This is a genomic window from Rhodanobacter ginsenosidimutans (genome assembly GCF_042655685.1).
In the GTDB taxonomy this organism is placed as follows: Bacteria; Pseudomonadota; Gammaproteobacteria; order Xanthomonadales; family Rhodanobacteraceae; genus Rhodanobacter; species Rhodanobacter ginsenosidimutans.
Genome location: NZ_JBHSMM010000001.1, coordinates 788,379 through 803,402, shown reverse-complemented (window position 1 = coordinate 803,402; position 15,024 = coordinate 788,379). Strand labels below are relative to the sequence as shown.

At 65.5% G+C, this 15,024-nt stretch carries 12 protein-coding genes; 10 read left to right on the top strand and 2 right to left on the bottom strand.

Annotated elements, in window-relative coordinates:
• Window positions 1-39: 39 nt before the first annotated feature.
• From ACFPK0_RS03370 to ACFPK0_RS03335, 8 genes are all read left to right on the top strand, one after another.
• A complete protein-coding gene (locus ACFPK0_RS03370) occupies window positions 40-2,640 on the top strand; it encodes a glycosyltransferase family 2 protein (RefSeq protein WP_056081947.1) in 2,601 nt (866 codons plus the stop codon).
• Between the two features lie 97 nt (window positions 2,641-2,737).
• The gene (locus tag ACFPK0_RS03365) at window positions 2,738-4,510 is read left to right on the top strand and encodes an autotransporter assembly complex protein TamA (protein WP_377338351.1); all 1,773 of its coding nucleotides are present in this window, start codon (window positions 2,738-2,740) and stop codon (window positions 4,508-4,510) included.
• Window positions 4,511-4,649: 139 nt separating this feature from the next.
• Complete coding sequence (locus tag ACFPK0_RS03360; RefSeq protein ID WP_056081955.1) at window positions 4,650-8,396, top strand: translocation/assembly module TamB domain-containing protein; 3,747 nt, start codon at window positions 4,650-4,652, stop codon at window positions 8,394-8,396.
• A gap of 88 nt (window positions 8,397-8,484) precedes the next feature.
• Window positions 8,485-8,841 carry an ArsR/SmtB family transcription factor gene (locus tag ACFPK0_RS03355; RefSeq protein WP_056081958.1) on the top strand — a complete coding sequence of 119 codons (357 nt, stop codon included), beginning with the start codon at window positions 8,485-8,487 and terminating at the stop codon, window positions 8,839-8,841.
• Window positions 8,838-9,290: an SRPBCC family protein gene (locus ACFPK0_RS03350; RefSeq protein WP_056081961.1), complete on the top strand. Its 453-nt coding sequence runs from the start codon at window positions 8,838-8,840 to the stop codon at window positions 9,288-9,290. The genes ACFPK0_RS03355 and ACFPK0_RS03350 overlap by 4 nt, the downstream gene beginning before the upstream one ends.
• A 27-nt stretch (window positions 9,291-9,317) precedes the next feature.
• Window positions 9,318-9,986, top strand: a complete 669-nt coding sequence (locus tag ACFPK0_RS03345; protein ID WP_377338348.1) for a glutathione S-transferase family protein — start codon at window positions 9,318-9,320, stop codon at window positions 9,984-9,986.
• Window positions 9,987-10,135: 149 nt separating this feature from the next.
• Window positions 10,136-10,357, top strand: a complete 222-nt coding sequence (locus tag ACFPK0_RS03340; RefSeq protein ID WP_056605936.1) for an AbrB/MazE/SpoVT family DNA-binding domain-containing protein — start codon at window positions 10,136-10,138, stop codon at window positions 10,355-10,357.
• Window positions 10,358-10,367: 10 nt separating this feature from the next.
• Window positions 10,368-10,799, top strand: coding sequence for a type II toxin-antitoxin system death-on-curing family toxin (locus ACFPK0_RS03335; protein ID WP_056084039.1), 432 nt, complete (start codon window positions 10,368-10,370; stop codon window positions 10,797-10,799).
• Between the two features lie 91 nt (window positions 10,800-10,890).
• Here ACFPK0_RS03335 and azu read toward each other — a convergent pair whose 3' ends face one another.
• Window positions 10,891-11,520 (bottom strand): azurin, encoded by a 630-nt coding sequence (gene azu / locus ACFPK0_RS03330; protein WP_056081969.1) that lies wholly within the window; start codon window positions 11,518-11,520, stop codon window positions 10,891-10,893.
• A 158-nt stretch (window positions 11,521-11,678) separates the two neighbouring features.
• On the opposite strand from azu, the gene ACFPK0_RS03325 reads away from it, so the two are divergent.
• Complete coding sequence (locus ACFPK0_RS03325; RefSeq protein ID WP_056081972.1) at window positions 11,679-12,566, top strand: alpha/beta hydrolase; 888 nt, start codon at window positions 11,679-11,681, stop codon at window positions 12,564-12,566.
• A gap of 109 nt (window positions 12,567-12,675) precedes the next feature.
• On the opposite strand, the gene ACFPK0_RS03320 is transcribed toward ACFPK0_RS03325, so the two are convergent.
• Window positions 12,676-14,220 (bottom strand): FAD-dependent monooxygenase, encoded by a 1,545-nt coding sequence (locus tag ACFPK0_RS03320; RefSeq protein WP_200946347.1) that lies wholly within the window; start codon window positions 14,218-14,220, stop codon window positions 12,676-12,678.
• Between the two features lie 121 nt (window positions 14,221-14,341).
• Between ACFPK0_RS03320 and ACFPK0_RS03315 the strand changes: the two genes are divergently transcribed.
• Complete coding sequence (locus tag ACFPK0_RS03315) at window positions 14,342-14,977, top strand: TetR/AcrR family transcriptional regulator (RefSeq protein ID WP_200946348.1); 636 nt, start codon at window positions 14,342-14,344, stop codon at window positions 14,975-14,977.
• Window positions 14,978-15,024 lie beyond the last annotated feature (47 nt).

Here is a 15,024-nt window from a genome sequence, read left to right as displayed (position 1 = left end):
TTTATCGCCTGTTGCGCAGGCTTTCCCCGGGGTTTTTCTTTGAGCGCCAACGCAGCAAAGCAGCACAGCCGGTTTCCGTTGCTCTCCGCCGTGGTGCTGGCGCTGATCGTGGCGTCAATGAATATCGGGCTGTGGTGGTGGGGCAACCTGCCGCACGGGCCGGAGGATTGGCACGGCAAGATCGGCGGCTTCGCGCTGTCGGCCTTCCAGCGCTACCAGAGCCCGCTGAAGAGCGATTTCCCCAGCGATGAGGAGATCGACAGCGACCTCAAGCTGGTCAGCAAGTACACCTCGCGCGTACGCACCTACTCGATGCTGCAGAACCCGCAGGTGCCGCGGCTGGCCGAGCGCGAGGGGCTGAAGGTGATGGCCGGCGCCTGGATCGACCGGCGGCTGGACAACAACGAGAAGGAAATCGAAACCCTGATCGCCCAGGCCCGGCACTACCCGGGCACGGTCAACCGGGTGATCGTGGGCAACGAGGTGCTGCTGCGCAACGACATCAGCCCCGAGCAGCTGATGACCTATCTCGATCGCGTGCGCGCCGCGCTGCATCAGCCGGTGTCGACCGCCGAGCCTTGGCACATCTGGGAGGAATATCCCGAACTGGTGCAGCACGTCGACTTCATCACCGTGCACCTGTTCCCCTACTGGAACGGCATCGACCGCAAGGATGCGCTGGCCGACGCGCTGTCGCGCTACAACCATCTGCGCCAGCTGTACCCGAACAAGCCGGTGGTGGTGGGCGAAATCGGCTGGCCGTCCAACGGCGACCGTTTCCAGTACGCCACGCCGTCGGTGTCGAACGAGGCGATCTTCCTGCGCCAGTGGTTCAACGCGGCGCGCGAGCAGCACATCGACTACTACGTGATGGAAGCGTTCGACCAGCCGTGGAAAGAAGGCCTGGGCGAAGGCCGCACCGGCGCGTACTGGGGCATGTTCAATGCCGACCGGCAGCTGAAATTCCCGTTCACCGGCCCGGTCACCGAGGACACCGCCTGGCCGTGGAAGGCGCTGGCCGCCAGCCTGCTGGCGCTGCTGCCGATGATCCTGTTCGCGCGCCGCTTCAGCCGCTTCAAGCTGATGGGGCGGCTGTTCTTCTGCATGCTGATCCAGCTCGCCTGCGGCTTGATCACCTGGTCGGCCACGCTGCCATTCAACTTCTACCTCAGTTGGGTCGACTGGACCATGCTGGTGCTGTTGTTCCCGGCGCAGATCGCGATCCTGGCGATCCTGCTGATCAACGGCTTCGAGTTCACCGAGGTGCTGTGGCGACGGAAGTGGATGCGCCATGCCGGCATGCTTCGGCCCGACCCGCCGGAAAAGCAGCCGTTCGTGTCGATCCACCTGGCCTGCTACAACGAGCCGCCGGAGATGGTGATCGTCACCCTCGATTCGCTGGCCGCGCTGGATTACGCCAACTTCGAAGTGCTGGTGATCGACAACAACACCAAGAACCCGGATGTGTGGAAACCGGTGCAGGCGTACTGCGAGAAGCTGGGCAAGCGCTTCCGCTTCTTCCACCTGGAGCCGTGGCCCGGTTACAAGGCCGGCGCGCTGAACTTCGGCCTGAAGGAAACCGACCCGGCCGCCGACGTGGTGGCGGTGATCGACGCCGACTACGAAGTGCGCCCGGACTGGCTGGCCACGCTCACCGGGTATTTCCATGATCCGAAGGTGGCGGTGGTGCAGTGCCCGCAGGCGCACCGCGAGTTCGAGAACAACACCTTCCGCCGCATGACCGCGTGGGAATACGACGGCTTCTTCCGCATCGGCATGCATCATCGCAACGAGCGCAACGCGATCATCCAGCACGGCACCATGACGATGGTCCGGCGCAACGCGCTGGAAGGCACTGGCGGCTGGTCGGAGTGGACCATCTGCGAAGACGCCGAGCTGGGCCTGCGCCTGATGCACGCCGGCTACGAGCTGGTTTACGTCGACGAATTGATGGGCAAGGGCCTGACCCCGGCCGACTTCAAGGCGTACAAGAGCCAGCGCTATCGCTGGGCGTTCGGCGCCATGCAGATCCTCAAGGGTCGCTGGAACTGGATGACCCAACGCGGCCCGCTCACGGCCGGCCAGCGCTTCCACTTCCTCACCGGCTGGTTCAGCTGGTTTGCCGATGCGCTGCACCTGATCTTCACCCTGATGGCGATTTTCTGGACCGCCGGCATGGTGGCGTTCCCGCAGTTGTTCAGCCTGCCGATGCAGCTGTTCCTGATCCCGGTGATCGGTTTCTTCTTCGCCAAGGCGATCTTCGGCATCGTGCTGTACCGCGCCCGCGTGCCGTGCGGCTGGTACGACACCTTGATGGCGTCGCTGGCCAGCATGGGGCTCTCGCATGCAATCGCCCGCGGCATCCTGCACGGACTGACGCGCGAGAAAACATCGTTCGTGGTGACCGCCAAGAGCCGCCGGCTGGGTGAATCGGGCTTCGCCGCGTTCGCACCGGTACGCGAGGAACTGCTGATGGCGATCGCGCTGGTGCTGTGCGTGATCGGCATGGCCACGGGCTTCGGCACGCGCTACATCGAGGGCACGTTGTGGATCTTCATCCTCAGCGCGCAGTCGATCCCGTACTTCTCGGCGGTGATTGGCGCGTGGATCGCGCACAAGGCCGGCGACAAGGCCGGTTGATCCGGCATCGCCAGTATCCGGATGGGCGCCAGGTTCATACGACGCCCACGCGCGCTTCGGTAAGCTGCCCTCACGTTCCTGAAGGTTGCCATCGCGGATGCGCCGAATGTTCCGACGCCTGAGTCTCCTGCTGCCGCTGTGGCTGGTGCCGCTGCTGGCACAGGCAAACGTGCAGTTGGTCGTCGATGGCGTGAACGATCCCCTGCGCAACGCGGTGATGGCGGCGGTGGATCTTTCGCAGTACGCCGCGCGCGACGTCAGCGATGCGCAGGTGCGGCGACTGGTGGAACGCGCGCCGGAGCAGGTGCGCACCGCGCTGGAGCCTTACGGCTATTACGATGCCACCGTCACCAGCGATCTCCTGCCGCGCGGCAACGACTGGCTGGTGACGCTGCACGTGAAGCCGGGCGAGCCGGTGAAAGTCACGGCGGTGGAACTGCAACTGGATGAAACCGCTTCGCGCATCGGTTCGATCCGCCGCGCGCGGCGCGTGATCGAACGATTGCAGGGCCAGGTGCTGAACCACGGCGTGTACGACGCCGCGCGCGATGACCTCTCGGCGGAATTGACTGCCCAGGGTTTCCTCGACGCACGCCTGCTCACCCATCGCGTGGAGGTGCGCCGTGCCGATCGCAGCGCGGTGATCAAGCTGGCCTGGCAGGCGGGCCCGCGCTACCGCTACGGCAAGGTGCGCTTCGAGGGCTCGCAGTTCAACGAAGGCTTTCTGGACCGCTACGTGCCGTTCAAATCCGGCGACTATTTCGAACAGAACGAATTGCTGGCACTGCAACAGGCGTTGAACGGTGCCGATTATTTCTCGGTGGTCAACGTGCTGCCCGATGTGGACGAAGCCCACGCCGGCGTGGTCGATGTCACCGTGCAGCTTGTGCCGGCCAAGCGCACGATCTACACCGGCGGCCCGTTCATCGGCACCGACACGGGCTTCGGCATGCGCGGCGGCATGGAGCGTCGCTGGGTCAACCGGCGCGGTCACAAGTGGAAGAACGAACTGGTGGTGGCGCAACGGCTGAAAACGCTGTCCACCCTGTATTCCATCCCCCTGACCGGCCCCAACCAGCGCAGCTACAACTTCGGCGCCAATTTCCGCGATGCCGACACCACCACCTCGCAATCGCGCACGCTGGAGCTGGTGGGCAACGAGACGCGGCAATGGCACGGCTGGGTGCGCACCCTCGGCGTACATGCGCTGTCGGGCACGTTCACCGTGGGCAAGCGCGGCAACGAGCCGGACAACACCCCCGGCATCGACCACGGCCGCAGCACGCTGGTGTTCGGCGAGGCGTCGCTGTCACGCAAGAAGGCCGACAACGCCACTTTCGTGCGGCATGGCTGGGCGGTCAACCTGGCCGCGCGCAGCACTGCGGGCACGCTGCTTTCCAATGCCAGCTTCAGCCAGTTCACCGCCGACGCCAAATGGATTCGCGCCTTCGGCGAACGCAGCCGCAACCGGCTGATCCTGCGCGGCAGCGCCGGCATCACCCGAACCAGCGACTTCTCCGCGCTGCCGCCGCAGCTGCGCTTCTTTGCCGGTGGCGACCGCTCCGTGCGTGGCTACGGCTTCCAGTCGATCGGCCCGCGCAACGGCGCCGGCCGCGTGGTTGGCGGGCGCAACCTGCTGGTCGCCAGCACGGAGATGGAGCACTACTTCACCCGTCGATGGGGCATGGCCGCCTTCGTCGACGCGGGCAATGCGTTCACCGGCACCGACTACCGACCGCGCATCGGCGCAGGCCTGGGCGTCCGTTGGCTGAGCCCGGTGGGCATGATCCGCGTCGACGTCGGCACGCCGATCCACGACGCGAATGCCCACGGTATCGAATTGCACCTGGTGATCGGCCCGGACCTGTGAGAGGCCGGGAATCGAGAATGAAGAATCGGAGAAGCCCATCCGTGAACATGACGATCGACCAGAAGGATAGAGAGCACGCGACGCGTGCTGTCTTTTCCCATTCCCTATTCACTACTCCCCATTCCCGGCCTCCTCGCGCATGAAGTGGTTCAAACGCATCGCCCTCACCCTCGCCACCCTGCTGCTGGTTGCGGCGGCGGCGCTGTGGTGGCTGCTTGGCAGCGATGCCGGGTTGCGCTTTGCGCTGGACCGGGCCGAAGGCTTTACCCAGGGCGCGCTGACCGTGCAGCAAGCCCGCGGCCATCTGGCCGGGCCGATCGATGTCGCCGGCCTGCGGTACGACGACGGCAACGGCACCGTGGTGAAGGTGGAAAAGGCACACCTGCACGTTCGCCTCTGGCCGCTGCTGGCCCGCCGTGTGCACGTGCTCGATCTCGACGCGGACGGCGTCGAGGTGGCGTTGCCGCAAAGCGCGCCATCGTCGCAGGAGGCCACGCCGTTCTCGCTGAAACCGCCGGTGCAGCTGGTGCTCGACCGCGTACGCGTGGGTTCGATGGCGATCCGCCAGGGCGGCGCGGTGGTGTTCATCTCCAATCAGCTCGATCTGTCCGGCAGCTGGACCGACAGCGGGCTGGTACTGAAACAGCTGGCGCTGCAGGCGCCGGACGGCCACGTGCAGCTCGGCGGCACGCTGGCCATCGGCACCGGCTACGCCGGCGACAGCAAGGCCAGCTTTCGCTGGAAGCTGGGTGACACCGATCTTGCCGGGCAACTGAACGCGCGGAGCGATGGCAAGCTCGCCCACATCGATCTGACGCTCACCCGGCCCAGCGCGTTGCATCTGCGACTGGAGCTGACCCAGAGCGCTGATTACCCCTGGACCGCCGCGCTCGATGTGCCGCGTTTCGACCCCCAGGTACTGTTGGGCGACAGTTCGCTGGATACCGTGGGCGCCACGCTGAAAGGCCAGGGCGATCGCTACGGCGGCACCCTGGAAGGTCGACTCGACCTCAACGATTACCCGTTGCTGTTGCAGCCGCTGCGCGCCCGCTTCGACCCCGCATTTGACACCTTGACGCTGCAGCAATTGAACCTCAGCTCGCCCCGGCTGAAGGGCAACCTCGCCGCCACCGGTACCGTACGCCTGACTGCGCAACCGGTCACCGCGGCGCTGGACGTCCGCTGGAGCGACCTGCTGCTGCCGCAGGAGCTGGTCGGGCAGGAGCTGGCCAGTCACGGTGCGATCAACGTCCATGGCAGCATGGCGAAGTATCACGCCGAGGGCGACGTCGCGATCGGACCACCCGGCAAGTTGGCCGCGTTGTCGCTCGATCTGGATGGCAGCACGCAGGCACTGGTGCTGCACACGCTGGCGCTGCAGCAGGCGCAAGGCAACGTGCGCGCCAGCGGCACGTTGACCCTGCAACCGATGCTGGCGTGGCAGGCCCAGGTCAATGCCGATCGCTTCGACCCCGGGCAGTTGTTCGCCGGCTGGAATGGCGCGCTGGATTTCGACCTTGCCAGCCATGGCTCGCTGCCCGACAACGGCCCCGACGCAACGCTGGAGATCCGCAAGCTGGGTGGCGAGCTGCGCCAACGCGCGGTCAGCGGCCACGGCAAGCTGCACCTGTCGCCAAACGAAGTTGTGGACGGCAGCCTCGACCTGGCCTCCGGCGGCAGCACGATCCGGCTGGATGCCAAACCCGGCGCCAGCAACGACGCGCAACTGAAACTGGCGATCGCCTCGCTGTCCGACTGGTTGCCTGATGCCAGCGGACGTCTGGACGGCCATTTCTCGATACGCGGCAAGCCGCCCGAACTCGCCATCAACGGACAACTCCATGGCCGCTCACTTTCCTGGCAGCAGCAAAAAGTCGACGCGCTGCAACTGATCCTTGGCGTGCGCGACATCAGCCGTCCTGCCGGGAAACTCGACGTGCAGGCCACCGGCGCCTGGCTGCAGGGGCTGGCGTTCCAGCAGATCCACCTGCTTGCCGAGGGCAGCCAGACCAACCACCGCCTGACCCTGGACGCGCGCGGCACGCAACTTTCCGGCCGGCTGGCGCTGCATGGTTCAAGCAAGGGCGCGAACTGGGACGGTACGCTGGAAACGCTCGACCTTGCCCCGCAGGGTATGCCCGAGTGGCGCTTGCAGCAAACCGCGTCGCTGCGCTATCGCAACGGCGCCGCGAGCCTGTCCGAACTTTGCCTCACCGCCGGCGATCCGCACCTGTGTGTGGCGGCCAGCCGCGACAAGGGCGGCAACCTGGATGCCAGCTACCGCCTGCATGCATTGCCGCTGGCCTTGCTGCTGAGCGCCAGCGGCAACGTCGACCTGCCATTGCGTGCCGACGGCACGTTGGAGGGCGAAGGCAAGGTTCGCCGTAGCGCCGCCGGTGCACTCACCGGTACCGCCGGAATCAGCTCGACCCGCGGCTCCATCACGTATACCGATCGCAGCGAAGAGCCCCTGCTCCGCTACGATCAGCTGCACCTTGCCGCCACACTCGCGCCAGGCAGCCAGCGCATCGAGCTGCACAGCAACCTTGACGACAATGGGCGTCTGGACGGCCATCTCACGCTGAGCGGCGCTCAACAGAACCTGGCCGGCCAGCTCGACCTGCGGCTGCGCAACCTGGCCTTCATCGAATTGCTGAGCACCGACGTGGCCAACGCCAAGGGCAAGCTCGACGGTAGCTTCAATTTCGCCGGCACCTTGCAGCAACCGGCCGTTACCGGCCATGCCGACCTGGCGGAGTTCGCCGCCGAATTGCCTGCCGTCGGACTCAAGCTCAGCCATGGCAATCTCGCCATCAACACCATCAATGCGCAGCAGTTCCGGCTGGACGGCAGCGTGCAATCCGGCAAAGGCAGCGTCGCCATCAATGGCGTGGCCGGCATCGGTGCCGGCGCGACTACCGCCATCACGCTCAAGGGCAGCGACGTCACGGCCGCCGACATTCCCGCGGCCAAGGTGGTGCTCTCGCCGGATCTGGTCGTGAAGCAGGACGCCCAGGGGCTGGATATCGGCGGCAGCGTGGGGATCGACAGCGCCGACATCAATGCCGACCGGCTGGCCGGCAACGGCAGCGTCAAAGCATCACCCGATGTCGTGGTGGTGGACGAGCAGCACGAAGAACAAGCGGCCAGCCGGTTGCCCATCACCGCCCACGTCAAGGTCGATCTGGGTCGGCGCACGCATGTGGTCGGAATGGGGCTGGACGGCCGCGTCACTGGCCTGCTCACCGTCAACGAGCGACCCGGTCATGCCACGACTGGGCAAGGCCAGGTCGCGGTGAGCGGCACTTATCGCGCCTACGGGCAGAACCTGCAGATCCAGCACGGCCAGCTGCTGTTCGCCAGCACGCCGATCGACAACCCGGGCCTGAACATCCGCGCCACGCGCAAGATCAATCCCAACGCCACCATCGACGAGGGCCAGGAGGTTGGCCTGTATATCGCCGGCACCGCACAGCGGCCGGTGCTGACGGTTTTCTCCAACCCGGTGATGGAGCAATCCGATGCATTGTCGTACCTGATCACCGGCAAGCCGCTGTCCGACGTGAAGGGCGGCGAAGGCGACATGGTGGGCGCCGCCGCCCAGGCGCTGGGTTCGGCCGCGGGCAACCTGCTGGCCAAACGCATCGGCTCGGAGATCGGCGTGGACGACATCGGCGTGTCCAGCAACGAGGCGCTCGGTGGCGAGTCGGCCTTCACCGTGGGCAAGTACCTGTCGCCACGGCTGTACCTGAGCTACGGCGTCGGCCTGTTCGAGCCGGGCACGGTGATCACCCTGCGCTACCGGCTCAGCCACCGCTGGAGTTTCGAGGCGCAGAACGCCACCGACTTCAGCCGCGCCAGCTTCAATTACCGGATTGAGAAGTAGCGCCGCCCGTCGGCAACGAAATCCGCCGACCAGGAATTTTCCTCCTGGCAGCTTGACCTGAACTCGGCACACACATATATTCACCCTTATGGATGAATATCAAGCCACTCACCTGGATGCGTTGTTCGGCGCCATGTCCGATGCCACGCGCCGCGCGATCCTGGCGCGGCTGGCGCAATCGGACGCGCGCGTGACCGAGTTGGCCAGCGCATTCACGATTTCGCTGAACTCCACCTCCAAACACATACGCGTGCTCGAACGCGCCGGGCTGGTCACGCGCACCGTGCAAGGTCGCGAACACGTGTTGTCGCTCAACGCCGGGCCGATGGCGGAAGCCGCCGGCTGGCTTGAGTTCTATCGCCAGTTCTGGACCGACCGACTGGCTGCACTGGAAGACTTCGTCGTCAAGAAACGCCACACGGACAAACACGGGAGCAAGCAATGACACAAACACTAACCCCCGTCGCCAACGAAGGCGGCAAGGTCGTGGTCAAGCGGACCATTCCCGCCACCGTCGACGAATTGTTCGATGCCTGGCTCGACCCCGAAAGCCTGGCGCAATGGATGCGGCCCGGCACCGACGCGCTCAGCACGGCCACGGTGGACGCGCGCGTGGGCGGCGCTTTCGAGGTGCTGATGCACTACCCCGACGGGCCAAAGCGCCACCACGGCGAATACCGCGTGATCGAACGCAACCGCAAGCTGGTCTTTACCTGGATTTCCGACGCCACGCACCACGCCGAAACGTTGGTGACGGTGGACTTCCATCCAGCCCTCTCCAGCACCGAGATCGTGCTCACCCATGAACGCATGCCGGATCACGACGCCGCCCTCAGCCACAGCCACGGCTGGACCGCTGCACTGCAACTGCTGGAAACCCTGCTCGCCCGCTGAGTACCACGTGCACAAAGAGGAAACGAGATGACCACCGACACGCTCCCGATTACCGTCACCGCCTATCGCTGGGTGCCCGCTTTCGCGCAAGGCCTGGTACGCGACCTGCGCGTGCGCTGGGCGCTCGAAGAAGCCGGCCTGCCTTACCGCGTCGAGTTGATCGACCACAAGGAAAAGGACAGCGCGGAGTACCTCGCCTGGCAACCGTTCGGCCAGGTGCCCGCCTACGAACAGGACGGCATCAAGCTGTTCGAGTCCGGTGCCATCGTGCTGCACATCGCCGAGCAGTCGGACGTGCTGATGCCGCCCGACGCCGCCGGCCGCGCTCGGGTGCGGACATGGCTGTTCGCCGCGCTCAATTCGATCGAGCCCTCGGTGCAGGAACTGACGGGCATCGACCTGTTCCACGGCGACGAGGCGTGGACCGGGCAACGCCGCCCGCAAGTGGAAGGTACCGTCAGGAAACGGCTTGGCGCGCTCGCCGCCTGGCTGGGCGAACGCGAGTATCTGGAGACACGCTACACCGCGGCCGATCTGCTGATGGTCACCGTGCTGCGCAACCTGCGCCATACCGATTTGCTGGCGCAGTTTCCCACGCTGAAAGCGCATAGCGAACGCTGCGAGGCACGCCCTGCCTTCCAGAAAGCCTTGCGCGACCAGATGGCGGATTTCGTGCCGGACCCGGTGGCGGCCTAGTACCGTCGTTGCCGGTCACCCGACCTCCGGCCGACACGATGTTCGGGTTTATGGAGGGGGTAGCCAGTGCGCTCGGCGCGGGGTTCAAACGCATTGCCTCCAATCTGCGGGTGCGTATAACATACGTTATAACCTGTCCGAGGCCGCCCATGAAACTGAAGATCACCACCATCGGCAACTCCGCCGGCGTCATCCTGCCCCGCGAACTGCTGGCCCGTCTGCGTCTGGAAAAAGGCGACGAACTGTTCGCGCTGGAAACCCCCGATGGCGTGCGGCTCACCACTTATGACCCCAAATTGGCACAACAGATGGAAGTGGCCGAGGAGGTTATGCGCAAGCGCCGCACCCTGCTGCACAAACTGGCGCAGTAGGCAGATGAACATGATCGTCTGGATCGAAAAGGCACTCACCGTCGCCATCCACGAACGCCAGTTGGCCGAGCATGGCGGCAGCGTCGGCGTGCGCGACGAAAGTCTGCTGGATTCCGCCCTTGCCCACCTACAGCAAAAGCATGCCTATGGCGACCCACCGCCAGACCTCGTCGACCTCGCAGCCAGTCTCGCCTTCGGCCTGGCCCGCAACCATCCCTTCGTCGATGGCAACAAGCGCACGGCTGCCGTGGTGTGCGAGGCCTTCATCATGCTCAACGGCGGCATCCTCGATGCTGACGATCTTGAACTTTATCCGTGCTATGTCGCCCTCGCCGAAGGCACCCTGACCGAAACCGACTTCGCCGACTGGTTGCGCGAGCATGTCCGGTTCGATACCGGCGAACGCGTGAACGAGCCGCGCGTTCGTTACGGGCGCCGCTAGCATCTGTCGCTCCGCCCCAAGACAAATCCGTTGCGCGGAACATGCGGTCAGACATCTCGCCCAGATCCCGCGCAACAGGCCACCGCCGTCCCTACTGCACGCTGATCGAACCCTTCATCAACGCCGAGTGTCCCGGGAAGCTGCAGAAGAACGTGTACGGGCCGCCGTCCTTGATCTTGCTGACCGGGAAGCTGACCGAGGTGGTTTCGCCGCCACCGATCAGCTTGGTATGGGCAATGACCCGCGGGTCGTCGGCTTTCACGTAGCCATTGTCCTGACCGGCAGCGCGGCCATCGGCGTCCACCGCTTCCATGTCGGAGGTCTTGGTGATCACCACGTCGTGGCCCATCGCCGCCACCGGCAGCTTGCCGGTGTGTTTGAGGGTGATCTTGAAGTCCGTGCACGAGGCCGGCACCACGATCGACGAGATGCTGTATTGCATCGCATCCGTGCCTTCGAATTCGGTCGAGCAATCCGTGATCTGCGCGGTCGGTTTGCCGTTGGCCGCGGCGTTCACATCAGCGGCGGGAGTGGCCGGAGCGGCAGATGCGGCGGGGGTCATCGCCTGCATTGAATCCTGCGGCGCCGCTTCGGTCGGTGCCGGTGCCGGTGTCGCAGCGGTGGGTGCGGCTTGTGGCGCCTCCGCGGGTTGCTTGTCGCTGCATGCGGCCAGCGCGAACGCGCAGGCGGCGGCGAGAATGCCGAGCTTGGTATTGATCATCGTCTCTTCTCCGTGGCCAAAGCGACATCATCCGGCGGCAATGCTGTCGGCGACGTGAAGATGCGTTCTCCCGTGCGTAACGAATCGCTTGCATGTCGCTCGCTTGACAGCATTGGGCGCTCGGTTGATGGTGGCGCGACCACCTACAGGGGATCCGCATGAAACGTCTTGCCCTATTCGCTGTGTGCCTGTTGTTCGCCTGCGCCGCGTCCGCGCAGGAGCGCTTCCCGCTCTGGCAGGGCGGCGTGCCGGGCTTCGAGGCGCGCGCCTCCATCCCCGAAATCTCCAAGGATTACTGGACCAAGCACGTCAACAATCCCAGCGTCACCGCCTACCTGCCCGACGCAGCCAAGGCGAATGGCACCGCGGTGCTGGTCGTCCCGGGGGGCGGGCACACCTTGCTGGTGACGACGAGCGAGGGATCGGCGGTGGCCGAATGGCTCAATCAGCGCGGCGTCGCCGCGTTCGTGCTGCGCTATCGCCTGTTCCGCGAGGAGGGTTCTCCGTACAAACTCGACGACGCCCGCGCCGATACCGAGCGCGGCATGCGCTTCATCCGGGCACACGCAAAGCAATTCCATGTCGATCCGCAACGCGTGGGCATCATTGGATTCTCCGCCGGTGGCGAACTGGCGCGGATGGTGACCTTGAGCCCGCCCGTCGCGGCGCGCGGCAAGGGCGACAGCATCGACAAGCTGAGCGCGCGTCCGGACTTTTCGATCCTGATCTTCCCCGGGCCGTTGCACGCCGCCGAACACGTTACCCCCGACTCGCCGCCGATCTTTCTGGCCGCGGCCAATGACGACCAGTGCTGCTCGCAACCACCGATCGACCTGCTCAACGCCTATCGCAAGGGTGGCGCATCGGCCGAGCTGCATATCTACCGGGCCGGCGGCCACGCCTACAATCTGGGCGAGCGCACGGATCTGGTGTCGCTGAAACACTCGCCCCAGCAGATCGAGGATTGGCTCAGCGACAGCGGCTTCCTCGGCCACCCCGCACCATCGACGTCGCCGCACCTCGATCCGCAGCCGAAGGCCAAATGACGGCAGGTTGATCGACTGCCCGCCGCTCATCATCAGGAGCGGCGGCGCCCGCGTGCATCAGCGCGGATCTTCCCGATCGTCCGCAGCCAGGTATCGACCAGCACACGCTTCAGGTGGCCTGGCGCACGCCCCCGGGTTCGCCAAACCATCGGGATGCGGCCCGAAAGGCTTCATCCCGATCGAAGCGGCCTGCGCCGACCCAGGCGACAAAGCCGTCCGGACGCACCAGCATGGCATTCACTCCCAGCCGATCATTGACCTCGCTGGCGACATACGTGATCCGCCCGCTCCACTGGCTCGCCAGCGACTGCAACGACGCATCCGCATCGAAGTCCAGCAGCAGGCCCTTCCCGTTCCGAAGGAGCTCGCCGAGCCTCCTGCCGTCGAGCAACTCGAAATCGGGAGCGCTGCGTCCCACCAGCGGATGGCTGCTACCGAGGTCGTAACGGATGGAAACGCCCCACACGCGCTCCGCGAAATACGTCGCGCCGTCGCGCGTGTCGATGATGTCCCGAATGATCGCCTCGAGCGCGCGCGCATTGCGGGTCGGACGCATCAAGGCGACCTGCGCGCGCGACCAGTCAAGTACCTGCTCGCCCACCGGCTGCCGCTCGCGCTCGTAGCTGTCGAGCAGATCGGCCGGTGCATCGCCGCGGATGACCGCAGCCAGTTTCCAGCCCAGATTCATCGCATCGCCCAGGCCCAGATTCAGCCCCTGACCGCCCAGTGGGGAATGGATATGCGCGGCGTCGCCAGCGAGCAGTACACGTCCGTTGCGGTACGTGGTGGCCTGACAGGCGCGATCCGTCCAGGTGGTGCCCGCCTTCAACGCGGTCAAGGTCACGTCGACGCCCGCAACGCGCCGCAAAACGGCCTGCACATGCTCCTGCGTGAGCGGCTGGTTACGATGGAATGCGCCGCCATCGAATTCGACCATCGCGATATCGCCGGGCTGCCCCTGCGCATACATGCCCGTCGGGGTGTAATTGCGACCCGGCCTGAGCTGGCCCGGATCGGCGAGCTCGACCTGGACGGAGTAGCCGGTGAACTCGGGCTCGGTGCCCGCAAACTCGAAACCGCCGGCCTTGCGCACCGTGCTGCGGGCGCCATCGCAGCCGACCAGCCAGCGTGCGCGAAACGATTCGCCACCGGCACGAACCGTCACGCCGTCATCGGACGACACAAAACCCTCCACCTCGATCCCGCGCCGGATCTCCACGCCCATTGCACTGGCGCGCGCGATGAGGCCGGCCTCGATGTGCGCCATGTCGGACGCCACATTCGTGATCGGCGAACCGGGCAGACGATAAAGCCACTTCGACGTATCAATGTTGTCGTAGTCGAACTGGATGCCCGCGAAATGCCCGGCTGGGCGGCGCGGCCGCCCGGAGCCTGGCGCGGTGGCCGACGCACCGCTGCCAAAGCCGATACCCGCCGCCTGCGGCATCATGATGTCGTCCAGCATGCCCCGCCGGTAGAAAGCGTCGGTGCTGGGCGCCCACAGGCCGCGCATGCCGAACGGCAGCCGTTTCAACGACGAATGCGGATCCTCGGCCCGCTCCAGCACCAGCACCGAGACACCGGCAAGGCGCAGCTCACAGGCGAGAAACAGGCCGACGGGGCCGGCGCCGGCAATCACAACGTCATGGGTCAAGGCATCATTCCTTACGCTTGGAGTCAACAACTGGCAACGGCGCGAAGGCCCGATTGAGGCACCACCGACCCGCCTGCATAATTGCACTGAGTGCAGTATTATTATTGCACCCAGTGCAACCTTGCAAGAAGGCGCGAGAAACATGGCTATGGAAACTGCGTCAGAACCGCCCCGGGGCCTACGCGAGCGCAAGCGTCATGAGACCCATGAACGCATCATCGAAATAGGCCTGAAGCTGTTCGTGAAGCACGGCTACGAAACCACCACCGTCGACGCGATCGCCAGCGCCGCCGGCATTTCGCGCCGCACCTTCTTCCATTACTTCAAGTCCAAGGAAGCGATTCTGCTGTCCGCCCACGACAGCGGTTTTCGCGAAGCACTCCGGCCCGCGATGCTCGCCGAGTCGCCTGACCAGGCACCCATCGATGTCGCCAGAAAGTGCCTGATCAAGCTCGCCGCCCGCTACGAGACAAAGGAATCCGTCGCCTTCGACCGCCTGATGCACTCCACCGAAGCCCTCCGCGCCCGCAAGGAAGCCGTCTTCGTGGAAACCGAACAGGTCCTGCTGGAAGCGATGTGCGAACGGTGGCCGTCGCCGGCACGACGGGAGGGGCTTCGACTGGTCGCCATGGTGGCGATCGGCACGTTGCGCCTGGCATTGGAGAAGTGGAAGCAGAGCGATGCGGCGCGGCCGATGGCGTACTACGTCCGCCAAGGTTTCACGCTGCTGGCGAAGCAGTTCGGCCATGGCTCCTGACATCGGTCGCAAACCCGTGCGGCTGGCGTCGGAACAGCGAAAGCATC

Excerpts from the sequence above, each read along its gene's own strand:
- ACFPK0_RS03365 (WP_377338351.1), top strand. The coding sequence starts at position 2,738 with ATGCGCCGAATGTTCCGACGCCTGAGTCTCCTGCTGCCGCTGTGGCTG.
- ACFPK0_RS03360 (WP_056081955.1), top strand. The coding sequence starts at position 4,650 with ATGAAGTGGTTCAAACGCATCGCCCTCACCCTCGCCACCCTGCTGCTG.
- ACFPK0_RS03355 (WP_056081958.1), top strand. The coding sequence starts at position 8,485 with ATGGATGAATATCAAGCCACTCACCTGGATGCGTTGTTCGGCGCCATG.
- ACFPK0_RS03350 (WP_056081961.1), top strand. The coding sequence starts at position 8,838 with ATGACACAAACACTAACCCCCGTCGCCAACGAAGGCGGCAAGGTCGTG.
- ACFPK0_RS03345 (WP_377338348.1), top strand. The coding sequence starts at position 9,318 with ATGACCACCGACACGCTCCCGATTACCGTCACCGCCTATCGCTGGGTG.
- ACFPK0_RS03340 (WP_056605936.1), top strand. The coding sequence starts at position 10,136 with ATGAAACTGAAGATCACCACCATCGGCAACTCCGCCGGCGTCATCCTG.
- ACFPK0_RS03335 (WP_056084039.1), top strand. The coding sequence starts at position 10,368 with ATGATCGTCTGGATCGAAAAGGCACTCACCGTCGCCATCCACGAACGC.
- azu (WP_056081969.1), bottom strand. The coding sequence starts at position 11,520 with ATGATCAATACCAAGCTCGGCATTCTCGCCGCCGCCTGCGCGTTCGCG.
- ACFPK0_RS03325 (WP_056081972.1), top strand. The coding sequence starts at position 11,679 with ATGAAACGTCTTGCCCTATTCGCTGTGTGCCTGTTGTTCGCCTGCGCC.